The organism is Kitasatospora sp. NPDC101235, assembly GCF_044767505.1.
Lineage (GTDB): Bacteria > Actinomycetota > Actinomycetes > Streptomycetales > Streptomycetaceae > Kitasatospora.
Genome location: NZ_JBIWNZ010000014.1, coordinates 39111 through 54459 on the forward strand (window position 1 = coordinate 39111; position 15349 = coordinate 54459).

The window sequence follows — 15349 nt, forward strand, 5'->3', positions numbered from 1 at the left end:
CCGCCGATGATCAATGCCCTGTCCGGGCACGGGTGGGTCAGGCGGCGAGCAGACCGTTCGCCGCGGCGATCGCCTCGATGTCGGCCGGGGTCCCGGACATGATGGCGCGGACGTGCTCGGTGACCAGCTCGGTCGGCCAGTCCCACCAGGCCGAGCGGAGCAGGCGCTCGATGTCGGCGTCGTCGAAGCGGCGGCGGATCGGGCGGGCGGGGTTGCCTCCGACGATGGTGTACGGCTCGACGTCGGAGGTGACCATCGCTCCGGCGGCGATGATCGCGCCGTCGCCGATCCGGACACCCGGGAGAACGGTGGCCCCGTGCCCGAACCAGACGTCGTTGCCGACCACCGTGTCGCCCCGGCTGGGCAGGCCCGTGACGATGTCGAGGGTCCGCTCGGTCCAACTGCCGCCGAACATCGTGAAGGGGAAGGTGGAGACACCGACGGTCGGATGGGCTGCGCCGGCCATCAGGAAGCGGGTGCCGGTGGCGATCGCGCAGTACTTGCCGATCACCAGCCGCTCGGGGCCGTACGCGTAGAGGACGTTGCGCTCCTCGAAGCGGGTGGCTCCGTCGGGGTCGTCGAAGTAGGTGTACTCGCCGACCTCGATCCGCGGGTCGGCGACAAGCGGGCGCAACAGGACCACCCGGTCGTGGCCGGCGAGCGGGTGGAGGGCGGCGGGGTCGGGGATGACAGTGGCGGACACGCGGGCTCCTCTCGTAATGCGACCTGAGTCGCATTACGATGAGCATCGCACGACCGCCACCTCCCGGCAAGCCTTAACGCGACTGGAGTCGACTTTGACTGACCCCACCCACCCCGCGCCGGAACCCCGCACCCCCACCCCACGCCCGGGCGGCCGCAGCACCCGGGTCCGGGCGGAGGTGGTCACCGCCACGCTCGCGGAGGTCACCGAGAAGGGATACGACGGCCTCACCGTCGAGGCAGTCGCCGCCCGCTCCGGAGTCCACAAGGCAACCCTCTACCGGCGCTGGGGCGGGGTGGACGGCCTGGTCGCCGATGCCCTGACCGCCTCCGCCGACCAGACCTGGCCCCCGCCCGACACCGGAGACCTCCAGCAGGACCTCCGCCGGATCACCCAGGAGGTGTTCAGCGTCTTCACCGACCCGGAACTCGGCCCCACGCCAACCGCGCTGATCTCCGCCGCCCAGCGCTCGGACGCCGGGGCGGCCGCCCTGCGCGCCTTCTTCGAGGCCCGCCACCGCCAGGCCGCCGAGGTGGTCGAACGAGCCGCCACCCGCGGCGAGTTGCCCGCCGGGACGGACGGTGTCGAAGTGGTGCGGGCTGCCATCGCCCCGCTCTACTACCGCCTGTTCGTCTCCGGCGAGCCGCTCGACGCCCGCACCGCCGAGCGGGCCGCCGACGCCGCCGCCCTGGCCGCCCGCGCCGGACTCTTCACGCCCACCTCGGCCGCCCCGGAGCAGAACTGACAAACCATCACACAGCTGCCGTCCAGGGAGCCACGGCCGCCCCCAACCCCTACCGCATCCCCACCAGGCCGTGGATGATGCACCCATGACAACCCCGCCGTCCACCACCCCCCGGAAGGCTCGTCACGTGAAGCGCAAGCACTGGGCGCTGGTCGCCGCTGCCACCGTCCTCCCGCTCGTGGCGAGCACCGGCACCGCCTTCGCGGAAGCCCCCGCGGCCCCCGCCCCCGCCGCAGGCTGCACCTACACACCGGCCGTCCCGGCCGACAACTTCAAGGGCATCCCGGTGTTCGACGCCAAGAAGGCGGCGAAGCCCTACCACGCGACACTGCGGACCAGCCAGGGCCAGATCACCTTCGAGGCACTGACCGACAAGGCGCCCTGCACCACCTTCTCGTTCCGGTTCCTCGCCGAGCACGACTACTTCGACCGCAGCCACTGCCACCGCCTCACCACCCAGCGGATCTACGTCCTCCAGTGCGGCGACCCGACCGGCACGGGCAGCGGCGGTCCGGGCTACTCGTTCCCGGACGAGAACCTGACCGGCGCCACCTACCCGGCCGGCACCGTGGCCATGGCCAACGCCGGCCCGAACACCAATGGCAGCCAGTTCTTCTTCGTCTGGAAGGACACCAAACTCTCCCCCGCCTACACCCCGTTCGGCCGGATCACCGCCGGCCTGGACGTCCTCCAGAAGATCGCCGCCGGTGGCGAGGACGATCAGAACAACCCGGGCGACGGCTTCCCCAACCTCCCGGTGAACATCCGCAACGTGAAGATCAGCGCCCGCTGACCCGGCGGGCCGGACAGCGCCGGCCCGCCACCCACCCGCCCCCGCTCCCGTACGGTGGCAGCACACCGACGACACCACACGGGAGCAGGAGAGCAGCGCCGCATGGACAGCCGGATCTGGGAGAGCGTCGACCACTTGGTCGCATGGCTGGACGAGCAGAGCACGCAGTCGCCCCAGGAGGAGCGGCTACTGCGCATCCTCAAGCTCTCCGAGGAGGTCGGCGAGGTCGGTGCGGCGGTCATCGGTGCCACCGGCCAGAACCCGCGCAAGGGGGTCACCCACACCTGGGAGGACGTCCAGCACGAACTCTGCGACGTCATCTTCTCCGCCCTCGTCGTGCTGAGGACCCTCACCCCCGACGCGGCCCGGGTCTTCGCCGAGCGCCTCGCCTACGTCGAACAGCGCTCCGCCGACTTCCGCCGACCGGCAGAGGCCCCCCAGGCGGCCGAAGGGGTGTAGACGACAACTCCCTCTGGCGAAGCGCGACTTCTTCGACATCGACCTTGACGAAGCTTGATGACGTACGGGTGGTCGCCGTGGGCAAGGCGGTTCTGGCCACGGACATCACCCGGCGGCTGATCGACGACGTCACCCGGCACCGGGCCGCCCAGCTCCCGGTGCCTGATGCCACTGACCGGCGCCTGATGCCGCCGACCGGCGTCCGACGCCACTGGCCTGACCATCAAGCCCCCGGAGTGAACCGGCCGGTCCTGCGGCGAACCGGCCGGGCGCGGGCAGGCGGCAAAACGGGATCAGGCGTTCGGCGCGACCCTGGCGAGGCCGTTGATCACGCGGTCCATGGCGTCGCCGCCCTGCGGATCGGTGAGGTTGGCGAGCAGCTTGAGGGTGAAGCGCATCAGCATCGGGTGGGTGAGGCCGCGCTGGGTGGCGAGCTGCATCACCTTGGGGTTGCCGATGAGCTTCACGAAGGCGCGGCCCAGCGTGTAGTAGCCGCCGTACACGTCCTTGAGGATGCGCGGGTAGGCCTGGAGAGCACGCTCGCGACCACCGTCGGTGACCCGGGCGAGGGCCTGCACGATGACCCCGGCGGCGATCTGGCCGGATTCCATCGCGTAGGCGATGCCCTCACCGTTGAACGGGTTGACCATGCCGCCCGCGTCGCCGACGAGCAGCAGGCCACGCGTGTAGTGCGGCTGCCGGTTGAAGGCCATCGGCAGCGCGGCGCCACGGATCGGCTCGGTCATGTTCTCGGGCGTGTAGCCCCACTCCTCCGGCATGCCGGCGCACCAGGCCTTGAGCACCTCGCGCCAGTCCAGCTCGCCGAACGCGGGCGAGGAGTTGAGGATGCCGAGGCCCACGTTGGAGGTGCCGTCGCCCATGCCGAAGACCCAGCCGTACCCCGGCAGCAGCTTGCGCTCGCCGCCGCGGGTGTCCCACAGCTCCAGCCAGGACTCCAGGTAGTCGTCGTCGTGGCGCGGCGAGGTGAAGTAGGTGCGGTAGGCGACGCCCATCGGACGGTCCTCGCGCCGGTGCAGGCCCATGGCGAGCGAGAGCCGGGTGGAGTTGCCGTCGGCGGCGACCACCAGCGGGGCCCGGAAGGTGACCGGCCGCTTCTCCTCGCCGAGCTTGGCGGTGACGCCGACGATCCGGCCGGTGCGCTCGTCCAGGACCGGCCCGCTGACGTTGCAGCGCTCGTAGAGCCGCGCGCCGGCCTTCTCGGCCTGACGGGCCAGCAGCTCGTCGAAGTCGGCACGCTTGCGCACCAGGCCGTAGTCGGGGAAGGAGGACAGCTCGGGCCAGTCGAGTTCCAGCCGGACGCCGCCGCCGATGATGCGCAGGCCCTTGTTGTGCAGCCAGCCGTTCTCGGTGGAGACGTCGATGCCCATGTCCACCAGCTGCTTGGTGGCGCGGGGGGTCAGGCCGTCGCCGCACACCTTCTCGCGCGGGAAGGCGGTCTTCTCCAGCAGCAGCACGTCCAGCCCGGCCTGGGCGAGGTAGTACGCGGTGGTGGAGCCGGCCGGGCCCGCGCCGACCACGATGACGTCGGCCGTGCTCTCCACGGGGCTGTCCGGCTTCGTCAGATCGGCTGCGGTCTCGGACACGTGGACACACTCCTGGAACTGCGGCTGGGGGACGGCGGCTTTGTCTCCGGCAGTCTAGTTCCGCTCACGCCACCGGATGCGCCCCCGCCCCCGACCACCGCCCCGGACCGTGGAACCCGAACCGCGAGCACCGAGTCCTGGGACCCGAACCGCGGGCCGAAGCCCCGGGATCCGAACCGCGGGGCCCAAGCCCGCGGCCCGAGCCCGGGGACCCGAGCCGTCCGAGCCCGGCTACGCGATCTTGTAGGCCCGGTGCAGCGCGACGATCCCGCCGGTCAGGTTCCGCCAGGCGACCTTCGACCAGCCGTTGTCCTGGAGCCTGGCGGCCAGCCCCGGCTGGTCCGGCCAGGCCCGGATGGACTCGGCGAGGTAGACGTACGCCTCCGGATTGCTGCTGACGGCGGTGGCCACCGGCGGCAGCGCGCGCATCAGGTACTCGGTGTAGACCGTCCGGAACGGCGTCCAGGTCGGGGTGGAGAACTCGCAGATCACCAGCTTGCCGCCGGGCTTGGTGACCCGCAGCATCTCGCGCAGCGCCGCGTCGGTGTCCTGGACGTTGCGCAGCGCGAAGGAGATCGTCACCGAGTCGAAGGTGTCGTCCGCGAACGGCAGCCGGGTGGCGTCGCCGGCGGTGAGCGCCAGCTCGGGGTGGCGGTGCTTGCCCTCGGTGAGCATGCCGACCGAGAAGTCACACGGGACGACCTTCGCCCCGGCCTCGGCGAAGGGCAGCGAGGAGGTGCCGGTGCCGGCCCCGAGGTCGAGCACGAGGTCCCCCGGTCCGGCGGCCACCGTCTCGGCCACCGCCCGGCGCCAGGCGCGGGCCTGGCCGAGGGAGATCACGTCGTTGGTGCGGTCGTACTTGGCCGCGACGTCGTCGAACATGGCGGCGACTTCGTGCGGCTGCTTGTCCAGAGAGGCTCGGGTCACGCCCCCATTGTTCACCCTCACACGGACACCCCGACCAACGGGGCACGCCGACCCAGAGCCGCACCCCCGGACCACACCCCCGGGCCGCACCCCCGGGCCGGAGCCACCGGCCCGCCGGCCCCAGCCCGCCGCCACCGGCACCGCCGCCACCGGGCACGCCCCGTCAGTACTGAGCGCGCCGCCCGGCCGCACGCCGACGGCGACGGGACCGCTTGCCGTGCGTTATCGCGGGCATCCCGTCCGCCAGCGCCTCGGTCGCCAGTGCGAGGTTGGCAGCCAGCTTCCCCTGCCCGCCGCGGACCGCGAGGGCCTTGTGGTGCCGCCGGATGCGCAGCACGCAGATCGCGAAGAGCACGACGGCCACCGGCACGCTGTACCGGGCCAGGCCCACGCCGACCGGCTGCGGGTAGGTGTCGCCGCAGATCCGCACCGCGCCCGGGTCATCGGCGGCGTGTTCCAGGCAGACCCTGTCACCGAGCTTGACTCCGTCCGAGAGCGGCAGTGCGGCCGCCGTGTGGGGCTCTCCGTCGGCCCGGTAGCTGACGGCGCTGTAGGTGCCGCCTCCGCTCGGGAGCTGGGTGACGACCCCGTCGACTCTCACCGGGTGCGCCTCGATCCGGTCGGCCTGGTCGGCCTGGCGCCAACCGAGCAGGCACATGCCGACGGCCAGCACGGCGCTGAGCACGGCGGCGAGGTACCAACCACGGCCCATCCGCGGGGTGCGCGGTGGGGGAACGGTCGCGGTTCGCATGGTTCCTGTCCTGCCTTGCCTTCGGGGCCGGGGACACGGCCCCGCCGCCCGCGGGCGCGGGTGGTGGTGTGGTGAGGGTACGGAGTGAGCTGTCCGGGATCGTATCCGCTGGCGGGCCCTCAGGTCACGATGAACCGGCAATCACTCTCCGGGACCGGCAGCGGAGTTCGAGTGCACACGAAGGAAGTCCCGTGCACCGCAAGGAAATCCGCCTACTGGCGAGTACGCCACACTCGACGTGACGACCGTCTCACCGCCGGCGGTACACCAACCGTCCGCCCAGCACCGTGGCCAGGCACCCGCCCGCCACCGGTTCGGCGCCCCCGTCCTCCGCGACCGCGAACACCGCGAAGTCCGCCCGGCCCCCGGCCGCCACCCGCCCGTGCACGGCCTCCGCGAACGGCAGGACGGCCAACGGATCCAGCGGCCCCGCACCTCCGCCGCCCGGCCCTCCGGACGAACCGGAGGGAGCCGGCAGCCCCACGATCCCCGACCGCGCCACGGCCGTCCGCACCGAGGCCCGTTCGAAGGGCCCGGCCACCGCCGTCACCCCGTACCCGAGCATCCGCTGCAGCCCCCGCCGCGCACTGGCCCCGCACCGCGTCTCGTCGGTGGATCCGGCCAGCCCGTCCGCCACCGGCTCGACGCCGACCTCCTCCCGCGGATCCGGGTGGTAGGCACGTTCCAACAGCCAGTGCCCGTACGGATTGCGCAGCCCCGGGGCGAGCAGGGCCGGTCCCCAGTCCCGCACCCGGGCGCCCGGGTGCGCGGCCGTCAGCTCCCCGTACGGCCCCACCGCCTCGATCAGCTCGCCACGCACCACCACCGCCCCGTCGGCGATGGACGGGGCGGTGGGATCGGCCGGGTCGGGCAGCACGAACGCCGCCCGGTGCAGAGTCAGCACAACAGCGCCTTCGACTTCGACAACAACGGCAACGGCACCGGCACCGGCACCGACGTCGGTATCAGCGACACCGCCGCCGACACCGACACCGACACGAGAAGGGACCCACGGGAAGGGACCGCAGAGGAAGAGGACTCAGTTGTCCAGGATCTTCAACTCGGGGTGCGCGGTGCCGCCCTCGATCGCCGTGGAGGAGATGTGCGAGGCGACCCGCGGGTCGACCGGGTCGTTGGCCGGGTCGTCCAGCACCCGCAGGTGCTCGTAGGTGGTCGAGCGCTGCGCCGGGACGCGGTCGGCGGCCCGGATGAGGTGGATCAGCTCGGTGAGGTTGGAGCGGTGCTTGGCCCCCGCCGCCGAGACGACGTTCTCCTCCAGCATCACGGACCCGAGGTCGTCCGCACCGTAGTGCAGCGACAGCTGGCCCGCCTCCTTGCCGGTGGTGAGCCAGGAGCCCTGGATGTGGGCGACGTTGTCGAGGAACAGTCGGGCGATCGCGATCATCCGCAGGTACTCGAAGACGGTGGCCTGGGTCGAGCCCTTCAGGTGGTTGTTCTGCGGCTGGTAGGTGTACGGGATGAACGCCCGGAAGCCGCCGGTGCGGTCCTGCACGTCGCGGATCATCCGCAGGTGCTCGATCCGCTCGGCGTTGGTCTCGCCGGTGCCCATCAGCATGGTGGAGGTGGACTCCACGCCGAGGCCGTGAGCGATCTCCATGATCTCCAGCCAGCGCTCGCCGGACTCCTTCAGCGGGGCGATCGCCTTGCGCGGCCGCTCCGGCAGCAGCTCGGCACCAGCGCCGGCGAAGGAGTCCAGGCCCGCCTTGTGGATCCGGGTGATGGCCTCCTCGACGGAGACGCCCGAGATCCGCGCCATGTGCTCGACCTCGGAGGCGCCCAGCGAGTGGATCACCAGCTGCGGGAAGTCGGCCTTGATCGCCGAGAACGCGCGCTCGTAGTACTCCACGCCGTAGTCCGGGTGGTGGCCGCCCTGGAACATGATCTGGGTGCCGCCCAGCTCGACCGTCTCGGCGCAGCGGCGCAGGATCTCGTCGAGCTCGCGGGACCAGCCCTTGTCGCTCTTCGGCGGCACGTAGAAGGCGCAGAACTTGCACGCCGTCACGCAGACGTTGGTGTAGTTGATGTTGCGCTCGATGATGTACGTCGCGATGTGCTCGGTACCCGCGTAGCGACGGCGGCGCACCGCGTCGGCGGCGGAGCCGAGCGCGTGCAGCGGCGCCGAGCGGTAGAGCTCCAGCGCCTCCTCCGGGGTGATCCGACCACCGGCGGCGGCCCGGTCGAGCACGGCCTTCAGGTCGGTGCTGGACGCATCGAGGGTGGTCGCTGCGAGCTCGGTCACCTGGCGGCCTTCTCTCTCTCAAGTGCAACTCGGGTACGGCCGAACCAGCCTACGCCAGCACATTCCGCCGCCCGCGTCAGCCTGCTGAACTGCGCACGGGCCGGCTCCGGACGGTCTCCGGACCGCGCCCGAGCCGCCGGTCCCGGCCGAACGTCCCGGTCGGACGCCCCGGCGAAACTTCCCGGTCGGACGCCCCGGCCGAACGTCTCAGCCGCCCGCACCGTTCGCCTTGCGCATCGTGCCGGACGGGTTCCCGGCCGGAGGGTCGGCGGAGGTGAAACGGATCGTCCCGTCGGACTGGAGGGTGAGGGTCTCCGCGTTGGAGCCGCCGGTGCAGGCACCGGGGATCGAGGAGCGGACCAGCCGGGACTGGAACACCAGCTCGGTGGCGGAGGCGGACTTGAGCGTCCAGGCTCCCTCGCAGCTGATCGGAAGCAGTCCGGAGACGGCGTTGCGGCTGGTGGCGCCCTCCTGGCCGACCGCCGCCGGACGGATGGTGAGCGTGGTGGTCCCGCCGGGCAGTCCCTTGTCGGTGACCATGTCCCCGCTCCAGGTGCCCAGGAAGGCGGCGGGCACCACGCTCGGCCCGCCCGTCCCGGGCGGCGCCGCACCCGGGCCGGACGCCGTCGCGGTCCCGGGGGCGCCGGAGGCCGAGGCCACCCCGGAGGAGAAGGCCCCGCTCGGCAGGACGGCCAGGCCCGGATCGACGGACACCTCCGGCAGCGGCCCCGGCGAGGGCCCCGACACCGCCGGTTCGGCCCGGTGCAGCCACCCGTACAGCCCGTATCCACCGCCCCCGAGCACCACGAGCGCCGCCGCGACCGCAACCGCGGTCCGGGTGCTCCGCGGCCGTGCCTTCGCGGGTCCGTCCCACACGCCGACGCACAGCGGCAGGTGGTCCCCCTCACCCTCCGGCCCGCCCCCGGACACGAAGGTCGGCGTCCGCATCGCACCGACCACCGCGCCGGAAGCCGCCGTGCCGGAGGCCACCGCACCGGAAGCACTCGTATCCGAAGCCACGCCGCCGGAAGCCGCCGCCCCCGACTCCCCAGGCTCCCCGTCCGGTTCCAGGTCCAGGTCCAGCAGCTCCACCGCACTGCGCCCCACCCCCGCCGCCAGCTCCGCGGGCAGCCAGCCGCCCTGCGACAGCCGGGTGGCGGCGGTGCCGTCCGGGTCCAGCCGGACGCGGAGCTGCTGCGGGGTGGGCCGGGCGGCCGGGTCCTTGGCCAGGCAGTCGAGGACGGTCCCCCGCAGCGGCTCGGGCAGCCCGGCCACGTCCGGCTCCTCGTGCAGCACCCGGTAGAGCAGGACGGCCGCGCTGACCCCCTCTCCGAAGGGGTGAACGCCGCTCGCGGCGAAGGCGAGGACGGCGCCGAGCGAGAAGACGTCCCCGGCCGGCCCGACCGTCTGCCCGCTCGCCTGCTCGGGCGACATGAAGCCGGGCGAACCGACCACGTAACCGGAACGGGTGAGACCGCCGGCGGCATCCAGGGCCCGGGCGATCCCGAAGTCGATCAGCCGCGGCCCGTCCAGGGTGAGCAGCACGTTGGAGGGTTTGACGTCCCGGTGCACCAGGCCGAGCCCGTGGACGTGGGCCAGCGCCTCGGTGAGCCCGACGCCGAGCGAGCGCACGGCCGGGTCGGGCAGCGGCCCGTACGTCCGGACGGCGTCGCCGAGCGCGGGGCCCGCCACGTAGCCGGTCGCGACCCAGGGCTGTGCGCCCTCGGTGTCGGCGTCCAGCACGGGCGCGGTCCAGGCACCGCCGACCCGTCGGGCGGCGGCCACCTCCTGCCGGAACCGGGCGCGGAACTCGGCATCGTCCGCGAGCTCCGACCGCACCACCTTGACGGCGACGGTGCGCCCGCCGGCCGTCCGGCCGAGGTAGACCCGGCCCATCCCTCCCGCGCCGAGCCGCCGCAGCAGCCGGTAGCCGCCCACCTGGCGCGGATCGTCCGACCCCAGTGCCCGCATCCCGCACGCTCCCCTCGCCCTCACACGCGCGCCCCGCCGACCACCGACCGGCCGTCAGCCGACCGCTGTCAGCTGCCAACCGGCCACCGACCGGCCCCCGGACGTGCCTCGGGTGCAGACCGTACCGGGCCCGGCCGAGCCCCGCCCGCCCCTCGGACAGGAGCGGACGGGAGCGGACAGGAACAGGGGCGCGACCGAGCCCAGGGCCGAACGCGTCCTACGACCCCAGCGGCAACGCCACCGGCTCCAGCCGCCGCACCACGACGTCCGGGGCGAACCCGCTGTCGTGCGCGACCCGTCGGGCGAACTCCGCGACGCCGGCCAGCTGCCGCTCGCCGAGCGAGAAGTCGAGCGCCTCGCTGAAGTACCGCTCCAGCACGTCCGCGCCGAAGGACTCCCAGCGGGCGGCCTGCTCGGCGACCTTGGCGGCCTCCACCAGCGACAGGTCGCGGGACTCCAGGAAGGCCCGGTGCACCGCGGCGGTCAGTTCCGGGGCGCGCTCGGCGAACTCGCGCCGCACCGCCCAGACCGCGAAGACGAACGGCAGGCCGGTCCACTCCTTCCACATCTCGCCGAGGTCATGGACGGTCAGCCCGAGGTCGGCGGCCTGCCCGAGGTAGGCGCGCAGGGCCGGGTCGCCGATCAGGACGGCGGCGTCGGCTTCGGCGAGCATCGCGCTGAGGTCCGGCGGGCAGCTGAAGTAGTCCGGGCGCACGCCCTCGCGCTCCTCCAGGAGCAGCCGGGCGAGCCGTACGGAGGTGCGGCTGGTGGAGCCGAGGGCGACCCTGCGGCCGTCGAGGTCGGCGAGCGGCACCTTGCTCACGATCAGGCAGGACATCACCGGGCCGTCGCTGCCGACCGCGATGTCCGGTAGGACCAGCAGGTCGTCCGCGTTGCGCAGGTACTCCACGCAGGTGATCGGGCCGATGTCCAGGGCGCCGCCGACGAGCTGGTCACTCAGCTTTTCCGGGGTGTCCTTGGTGAGATCCAGATCGAGCAGATTGCCGGTCCTGGCGAGCCCCCAGTAGAGGGGAACGCAGTTCAGGAACTGAATGTGGCCGACTCGCGGCCTGACCGGGGTGTTCTGTCGGGGCTCCCGCGTCCGCGCGTCCGGTGTTCGTGCCTCCGGTGCTGCCACTGCGCCGCTCCCTTGCTGTTCGTGCCTCCCCGCAGCGTATGCCTGCTGTTCGCGGCGGCTCGCACCGGCCACCCGACGCGCCCTCACGCGCCGTGGACGAGCCTTTCCACGCCCGCTCCCGCCCTTACGACACGCGCCTTCCACGCCGGAAGTGACCTCTGGTCGTCACAGCGGCCGCATGCTAGCGTTGCCCTCAGTTGCAGTTTGATTCCCCTTGCAGTACTTGAAGCCTGCGGAGCATGTAACCGCAGGCTTTTTGTAGTTTTTCAGCAATATCGAAAAATTTCGGACACGTCCGGAGGCAGGGCGATCAGCGCAGCGGACCGGGTGTCACACGGTGTGGCCCCCGACACGCATCGCAAGGAGAACGGCATGGCTCAGGGAACCGTCAAGTGGTTCAACGCTGAGAAGGGCTTCGGCTTCATCGCCCAGGAGGGCGGCGGCCCCGACGTCTTCGTTCACTACTCCGCCATCAACGCGAACGGCTTCCGTTCGCTGGAGGAGAACCAGACGGTCACCTTCGACGTCACCCAGGGCCCGAAGGGCCCGCAGGCGGAGAACGTCACCGCTGTCTGACCATCCTCTGATGATCTGATCGCTCGGGACCCGTGCGGGTCCGCCGGCGGCTCCCGACAGTCGCCACCATGAGCACAAGAGCAGTACCCAAGGGGGCCCGCCCATCCGGCGGGCCCCCTGCCTTTTCGAACGCATCCGCCCGAACGTCAAACCCCGCGTTCGAACATGGAGTTCGAACGTGAAGTTCGGGTGCGGAACGAAGGAATGCGGAAAGGGCCCTCCCCCGTCACCGGGAGAGGGCCCTTTCCGTTGCGCCGATCGAACGCCCCCTCTGGCGTCCGATCGGATGTCCGGACGTCCGGACCTCCGGCCGGGCGGACGAGCCGACCGGCCGGGCGGGCCTCAGGCCGTGGCCGGGGCCGCCCCGCCCTGAACGGCGACGGCGACGGGCTCCGCGTCCTCGTCGTACAGGTCCCCGGACGGGTTGTTGTACGCGGTGACGTCCAGGATCTTCTCCCGGGCAGCGACCACGATCGGCACGACGACCTGGCCGGCGACGTTGGTCGCGGTGCGCATCATGTCCAGGATCGGGTCGATGGCGAGCAGCAGGCCGACGCCCTCCAGCGGCAGGCCCAGGGTGGACAGGGTCAGCGTCAGCATGACGATCGCACCGGTGAGGCCCGCGGTGGCCGCCGAGCCGACCACCGAGACGAAGGCGATCAGGATGTAGTCCTTGATGCCCAGCTCGATGTTGTAGACCTGGGCGACGAAGATCGCGGCGACGGCCGGGTAGATCGCGGCGCAGCCGTCCATCTTGGTGGTGGCGCCGAACGGCACGGAGAAGGACGCGTACTCGCTCGGGACGCCGAGCCGCTCGGTGACGCGGCGGGTGACCGGCAGGGTTCCGACCGAGGAGCGGGAGACGAAGGCCAGCTGGATCGCGGGCCAGGCGCCCTTGAAGAAGTGCAGCGGGTTGAGCCCGGCGGCGAAGCGCAGCACCAGCGAGTAGACGACGAACAGGACCAGCGCGCAGCCGACGTAGATGTCCAGGGTCAGCGTGGCGAAGGGCTTGAGCAGGTCCCAGCCGTACTTGGCGACGGACTTGCCGATCAGGCCGAGGGTGCCGAGCGGGGAGAGCCGGATGACCCACCACAGCGCGGTCTGGGTCAGTTCCAGCACGGACTCACTGAGCTTGAGGACCGGCTCGGCCTTGGCGCCGAGCTTGATGATCGCCGCGCCGACCACGACCGCCAGGAAGACGATCTGGAGCACGTTCACCTTGGCGAAGGAGTCGACGATGTTGGTCGGGAAGATCCCGGTCAGGAAGTCGATCCAGGTGCCCTTGGAGTCGAGCGCCTTGAGGCCCTCGGTCTTCAGGTTGGTGCCCTCGCCCGGGTTGGTCAGCAGGCCCAGGCCCAGGCCGATGCCGACCGCGATCAGCGAGGTGATCATGAACCAGAGCAGCGTGCGGGTGGCCAGGCGGGCCGCGTTGGTCACGTTGCGCAGGTTGGCGACGCTCACCACGATCGCGGTGAACACCAGCGGCGGGACGGCCAGCTTGAGCAGCTGGACGAAGATCTTGCCGATGGTCTCCAGGGTGGTGGCCAGCCAGGAGATGTCGGCGGCCCGGGCCAGGTAGCCGAGGCCGACACCGAGCACGAGGCCGGCGACGATCTGCACCCAGAAGGGCGTCTTGCGGACACGGGCGAGCACGGACGGCGACGAGGTCGCCTCGGGCGCTGTGGACATGGGGGAGCGTCTCCGGGGGAGGGCGTTGCTGACGGTGAGGTGTGGGGCGGAGCAGGCGGCACGGCGCGGGGCCGGACGGGAGAGGTCGGACCCCCGGTCAGGGGCGTGCCGCCGCGGTACAGCTCAGGGAAGTACAGCGCTTGGCGCGACAACGGCGCGGGCTGTCCACAGCACCGGTCAGAGCGCACGGGCGGGCGGCGCCGGGCAGTGGGCCCGGGCCGTGCGTCCGCAGTGCGTCTGAGGCTGTCATGCCCGATACGTTAGCAGCAAAGGTTTGAGATGTTCAAAGTACTTGTTTGAGGTCACGCAGAGTCCCTGCCCACCGCGGGCCCACCGCGAACCCCAGCTCCGGATACGAACGAAGCTGACGCCCCATCAGATCGACTCGTCGGTCCGATTGACCGCTGAACGGTTATACGTATAACTTTGGCGGCGTCCCCGACCCTGCCTGCCCACCCGGAGAGGACGCCGATGGGCTACCTCGCCCTGCTCCGTGCCCCGCACGTCACCCGTCTGCTGCTCGGCACCCTGCTCGGCCGCCTGCCCGCCGGCATGACCGCCCTCGTCATCGCCCTCGCCCTGCGCGACGCCGGGGTGGCGTACGGCCGGGTCGGACTGGCCACCTCCGCCTACGCGATCGCCGCCGCCGTCGGCGGGCCGGTGCTCGGCCGGATCGTGGACCGCACCGGACAGCCGCGCGTCCTGCTCGCCTCCGCCGTGGTCGCCGGTGGCGGGTACGCACTGCTCGCCCTCGACCCCGGCTCCGCGATCGGCGCGCCGCTCGGCGCCGCGATCGCCGGCCTCGCCATGCCCCCGCTGGAGCCCTGCCTGCGCTCGCTCTGGCCGGACGTGGTCGAGGAGAAGCAGCTCGACACCGCGTACGCCTTCGACTCCGCCTCCCAGCAGATCCTCTACGTGGCCGGCCCGCTGGCCGTCGCCGCCATCTCCGGGCTGTTCAGCCCGGTCGCCGCGCTCTGGGTGGCCGCCGGGCTGGGACTGGCCGGCGCGCTGATCGTGGCCACCACCGGGCCCGCACGGGCCTGGCGCGCCCCGGCGCGGGAGCAGTCCGCCGGACTGCTCGGGCCACTGCGCTCCCCCGGGCTGGTGCTGCTGCTGGTCGGACTGGCCGGGGCCGGCTGGGCGGTCGGCGCGCAGAACGTGCTGTTCATCGCCTACGCCGAGCAGCACGTCGCCACCCTGCCCGGCGGCGGAGGCACCCTGCTGGCGCTGGCGGCACTCGGCGGCCTGCTCGGCGCACTCGCCTACGGCGCGGTCAGGTGGCGGCAGACCACCGCCACCCGCACCTGGGTGATGGCCCTCGCGATGGCCGCCTCCTACCTGCCGCTGATCGCCCTGCCCGGGCCGTACCCGATGGCCGCGCTGGCCTTCCTCTCCGGAATCATGCTGGCCCCGCTGCTGGCGGCGGCGTTCGTGCTGGTCGCCGAACTGGCGCCGACCGGCACCGTCACCGAGGCCTTCGCCTGGCTGGTGACGCTGTTCGCCACCGGCAACTCGCTCGGCTACGCCGTCTCCGGCAAGCTCGCCGAGGGCTCGCTGCGTCCGGTGGCGCTGTGCGCGGTGGGCGGGATCGCGCTCGGCGGGCTGCTGCTGTTCGGCGCCCGGCGCTGGTTCCACCCGGTGCCGCTCGCCCCCACCGCGCAGCCCGTCCCGGTGGGCTGACCCACCCCCACGAACGACTGCGCCCGCCGGTGGTCTGGCCGGCGGGCGCAGTC

General features: G+C 72.3%; 14 protein-coding genes. 5 read left to right on the plus strand and 9 right to left on the minus strand.

All coding sequences use genetic code 11. The annotated features are described in order from the left end of the window. Positions 1–37: 37 nt before the first annotated feature. Complete coding sequence (locus ACIRRH_RS23260) at positions 38–703, minus strand: CatB-related O-acetyltransferase (protein WP_403070552.1); 666 nt, start codon at positions 701–703, stop codon at positions 38–40. 94 nt (positions 704–797) lie between these two features. Between ACIRRH_RS23260 and ACIRRH_RS23265 the strand changes: the two genes are divergently transcribed. The 3 genes from ACIRRH_RS23265 (at position 798) to ACIRRH_RS23275 (ending at position 2700) form a co-directional block, all read left to right on the plus strand. Further along, complete coding sequence (locus ACIRRH_RS23265) at positions 798–1448, plus strand: TetR/AcrR family transcriptional regulator (RefSeq protein ID WP_403070555.1); 651 nt, start codon at positions 798–800, stop codon at positions 1446–1448. Between the two features lie 85 nt (positions 1449–1533). Then, positions 1534–2241, plus strand: a complete 708-nt coding sequence (locus tag ACIRRH_RS23270) for a peptidylprolyl isomerase (RefSeq protein WP_403070558.1) — start codon at positions 1534–1536, stop codon at positions 2239–2241. Between the two features lie 102 nt (positions 2242–2343). Then, complete coding sequence (locus ACIRRH_RS23275; RefSeq protein ID WP_403070561.1) at positions 2344–2700, plus strand: MazG-like family protein; 357 nt, start codon at positions 2344–2346, stop codon at positions 2698–2700. Between the two features lie 293 nt (positions 2701–2993). Here ACIRRH_RS23275 and ACIRRH_RS23280 read toward each other — a convergent pair whose 3' ends face one another. From ACIRRH_RS23280 to ACIRRH_RS23310, 7 genes are all read right to left on the minus strand, one after another. After that, on the minus strand, positions 2994–4304 hold the full coding sequence (locus ACIRRH_RS23280) for a geranylgeranyl reductase family protein (RefSeq protein WP_403070564.1): 1311 nt from the start codon (positions 4302–4304) through the stop codon (positions 2994–2996). 231 nt (positions 4305–4535) lie between these two features. Beyond that, complete coding sequence (locus tag ACIRRH_RS23285; RefSeq protein WP_403070567.1) at positions 4536–5231, minus strand: demethylmenaquinone methyltransferase; 696 nt, start codon at positions 5229–5231, stop codon at positions 4536–4538. 163 nt (positions 5232–5394) lie between these two features. Continuing rightward, the gene (locus ACIRRH_RS23290; protein ID WP_403070570.1) at positions 5395–5982 is read right to left on the minus strand and encodes a hypothetical protein; all 588 of its coding nucleotides are present in this window, start codon (positions 5980–5982) and stop codon (positions 5395–5397) included. A gap of 250 nt (positions 5983–6232) precedes the next feature. Continuing rightward, positions 6233–6886 carry an imidazolonepropionase-like domain-containing protein gene (locus ACIRRH_RS23295; protein WP_403070573.1) on the minus strand — a complete coding sequence of 218 codons (654 nt, stop codon included), beginning with the start codon at positions 6884–6886 and terminating at the stop codon, positions 6233–6235. A 135-nt stretch (positions 6887–7021) separates the two neighbouring features. Next, positions 7022–8242, minus strand: a complete 1221-nt coding sequence (gene mqnC / locus ACIRRH_RS23300) for a cyclic dehypoxanthinyl futalosine synthase (RefSeq protein ID WP_224276308.1) — start codon at positions 8240–8242, stop codon at positions 7022–7024. Between the two features lie 207 nt (positions 8243–8449). After that, on the minus strand, positions 8450–10213 hold the full coding sequence (locus tag ACIRRH_RS23305; protein ID WP_403070576.1) for a protein kinase: 1764 nt from the start codon (positions 10211–10213) through the stop codon (positions 8450–8452). 217 nt (positions 10214–10430) lie between these two features. Continuing rightward, the gene (locus ACIRRH_RS23310; RefSeq protein WP_224276343.1) at positions 10431–11267 is read right to left on the minus strand and encodes a menaquinone biosynthetic enzyme MqnA/MqnD family protein; all 837 of its coding nucleotides are present in this window, start codon (positions 11265–11267) and stop codon (positions 10431–10433) included. 456 nt (positions 11268–11723) lie between these two features. Here ACIRRH_RS23310 and ACIRRH_RS23315 point away from each other — a divergent pair, with 456 nt between their 5' ends. Next, a complete protein-coding gene (locus ACIRRH_RS23315; protein WP_189920031.1) occupies positions 11724–11927 on the plus strand; it encodes a cold-shock protein in 204 nt (67 codons plus the stop codon). A 342-nt stretch (positions 11928–12269) separates the two neighbouring features. Here ACIRRH_RS23315 and ACIRRH_RS23320 read toward each other — a convergent pair whose 3' ends face one another. Continuing rightward, positions 12270–13616: a dicarboxylate/amino acid:cation symporter gene (locus ACIRRH_RS23320; protein ID WP_403070579.1), complete on the minus strand. Its 1347-nt coding sequence runs from the start codon at positions 13614–13616 to the stop codon at positions 12270–12272. Positions 13617–14042: 426 nt separating this feature from the next. Here ACIRRH_RS23320 and ACIRRH_RS23325 point away from each other — a divergent pair, with 426 nt between their 5' ends. Further along, on the plus strand, positions 14043–15296 hold the full coding sequence (locus ACIRRH_RS23325) for an MFS transporter (protein ID WP_403070582.1): 1254 nt from the start codon (positions 14043–14045) through the stop codon (positions 15294–15296). Positions 15297–15349 lie beyond the last annotated feature (53 nt).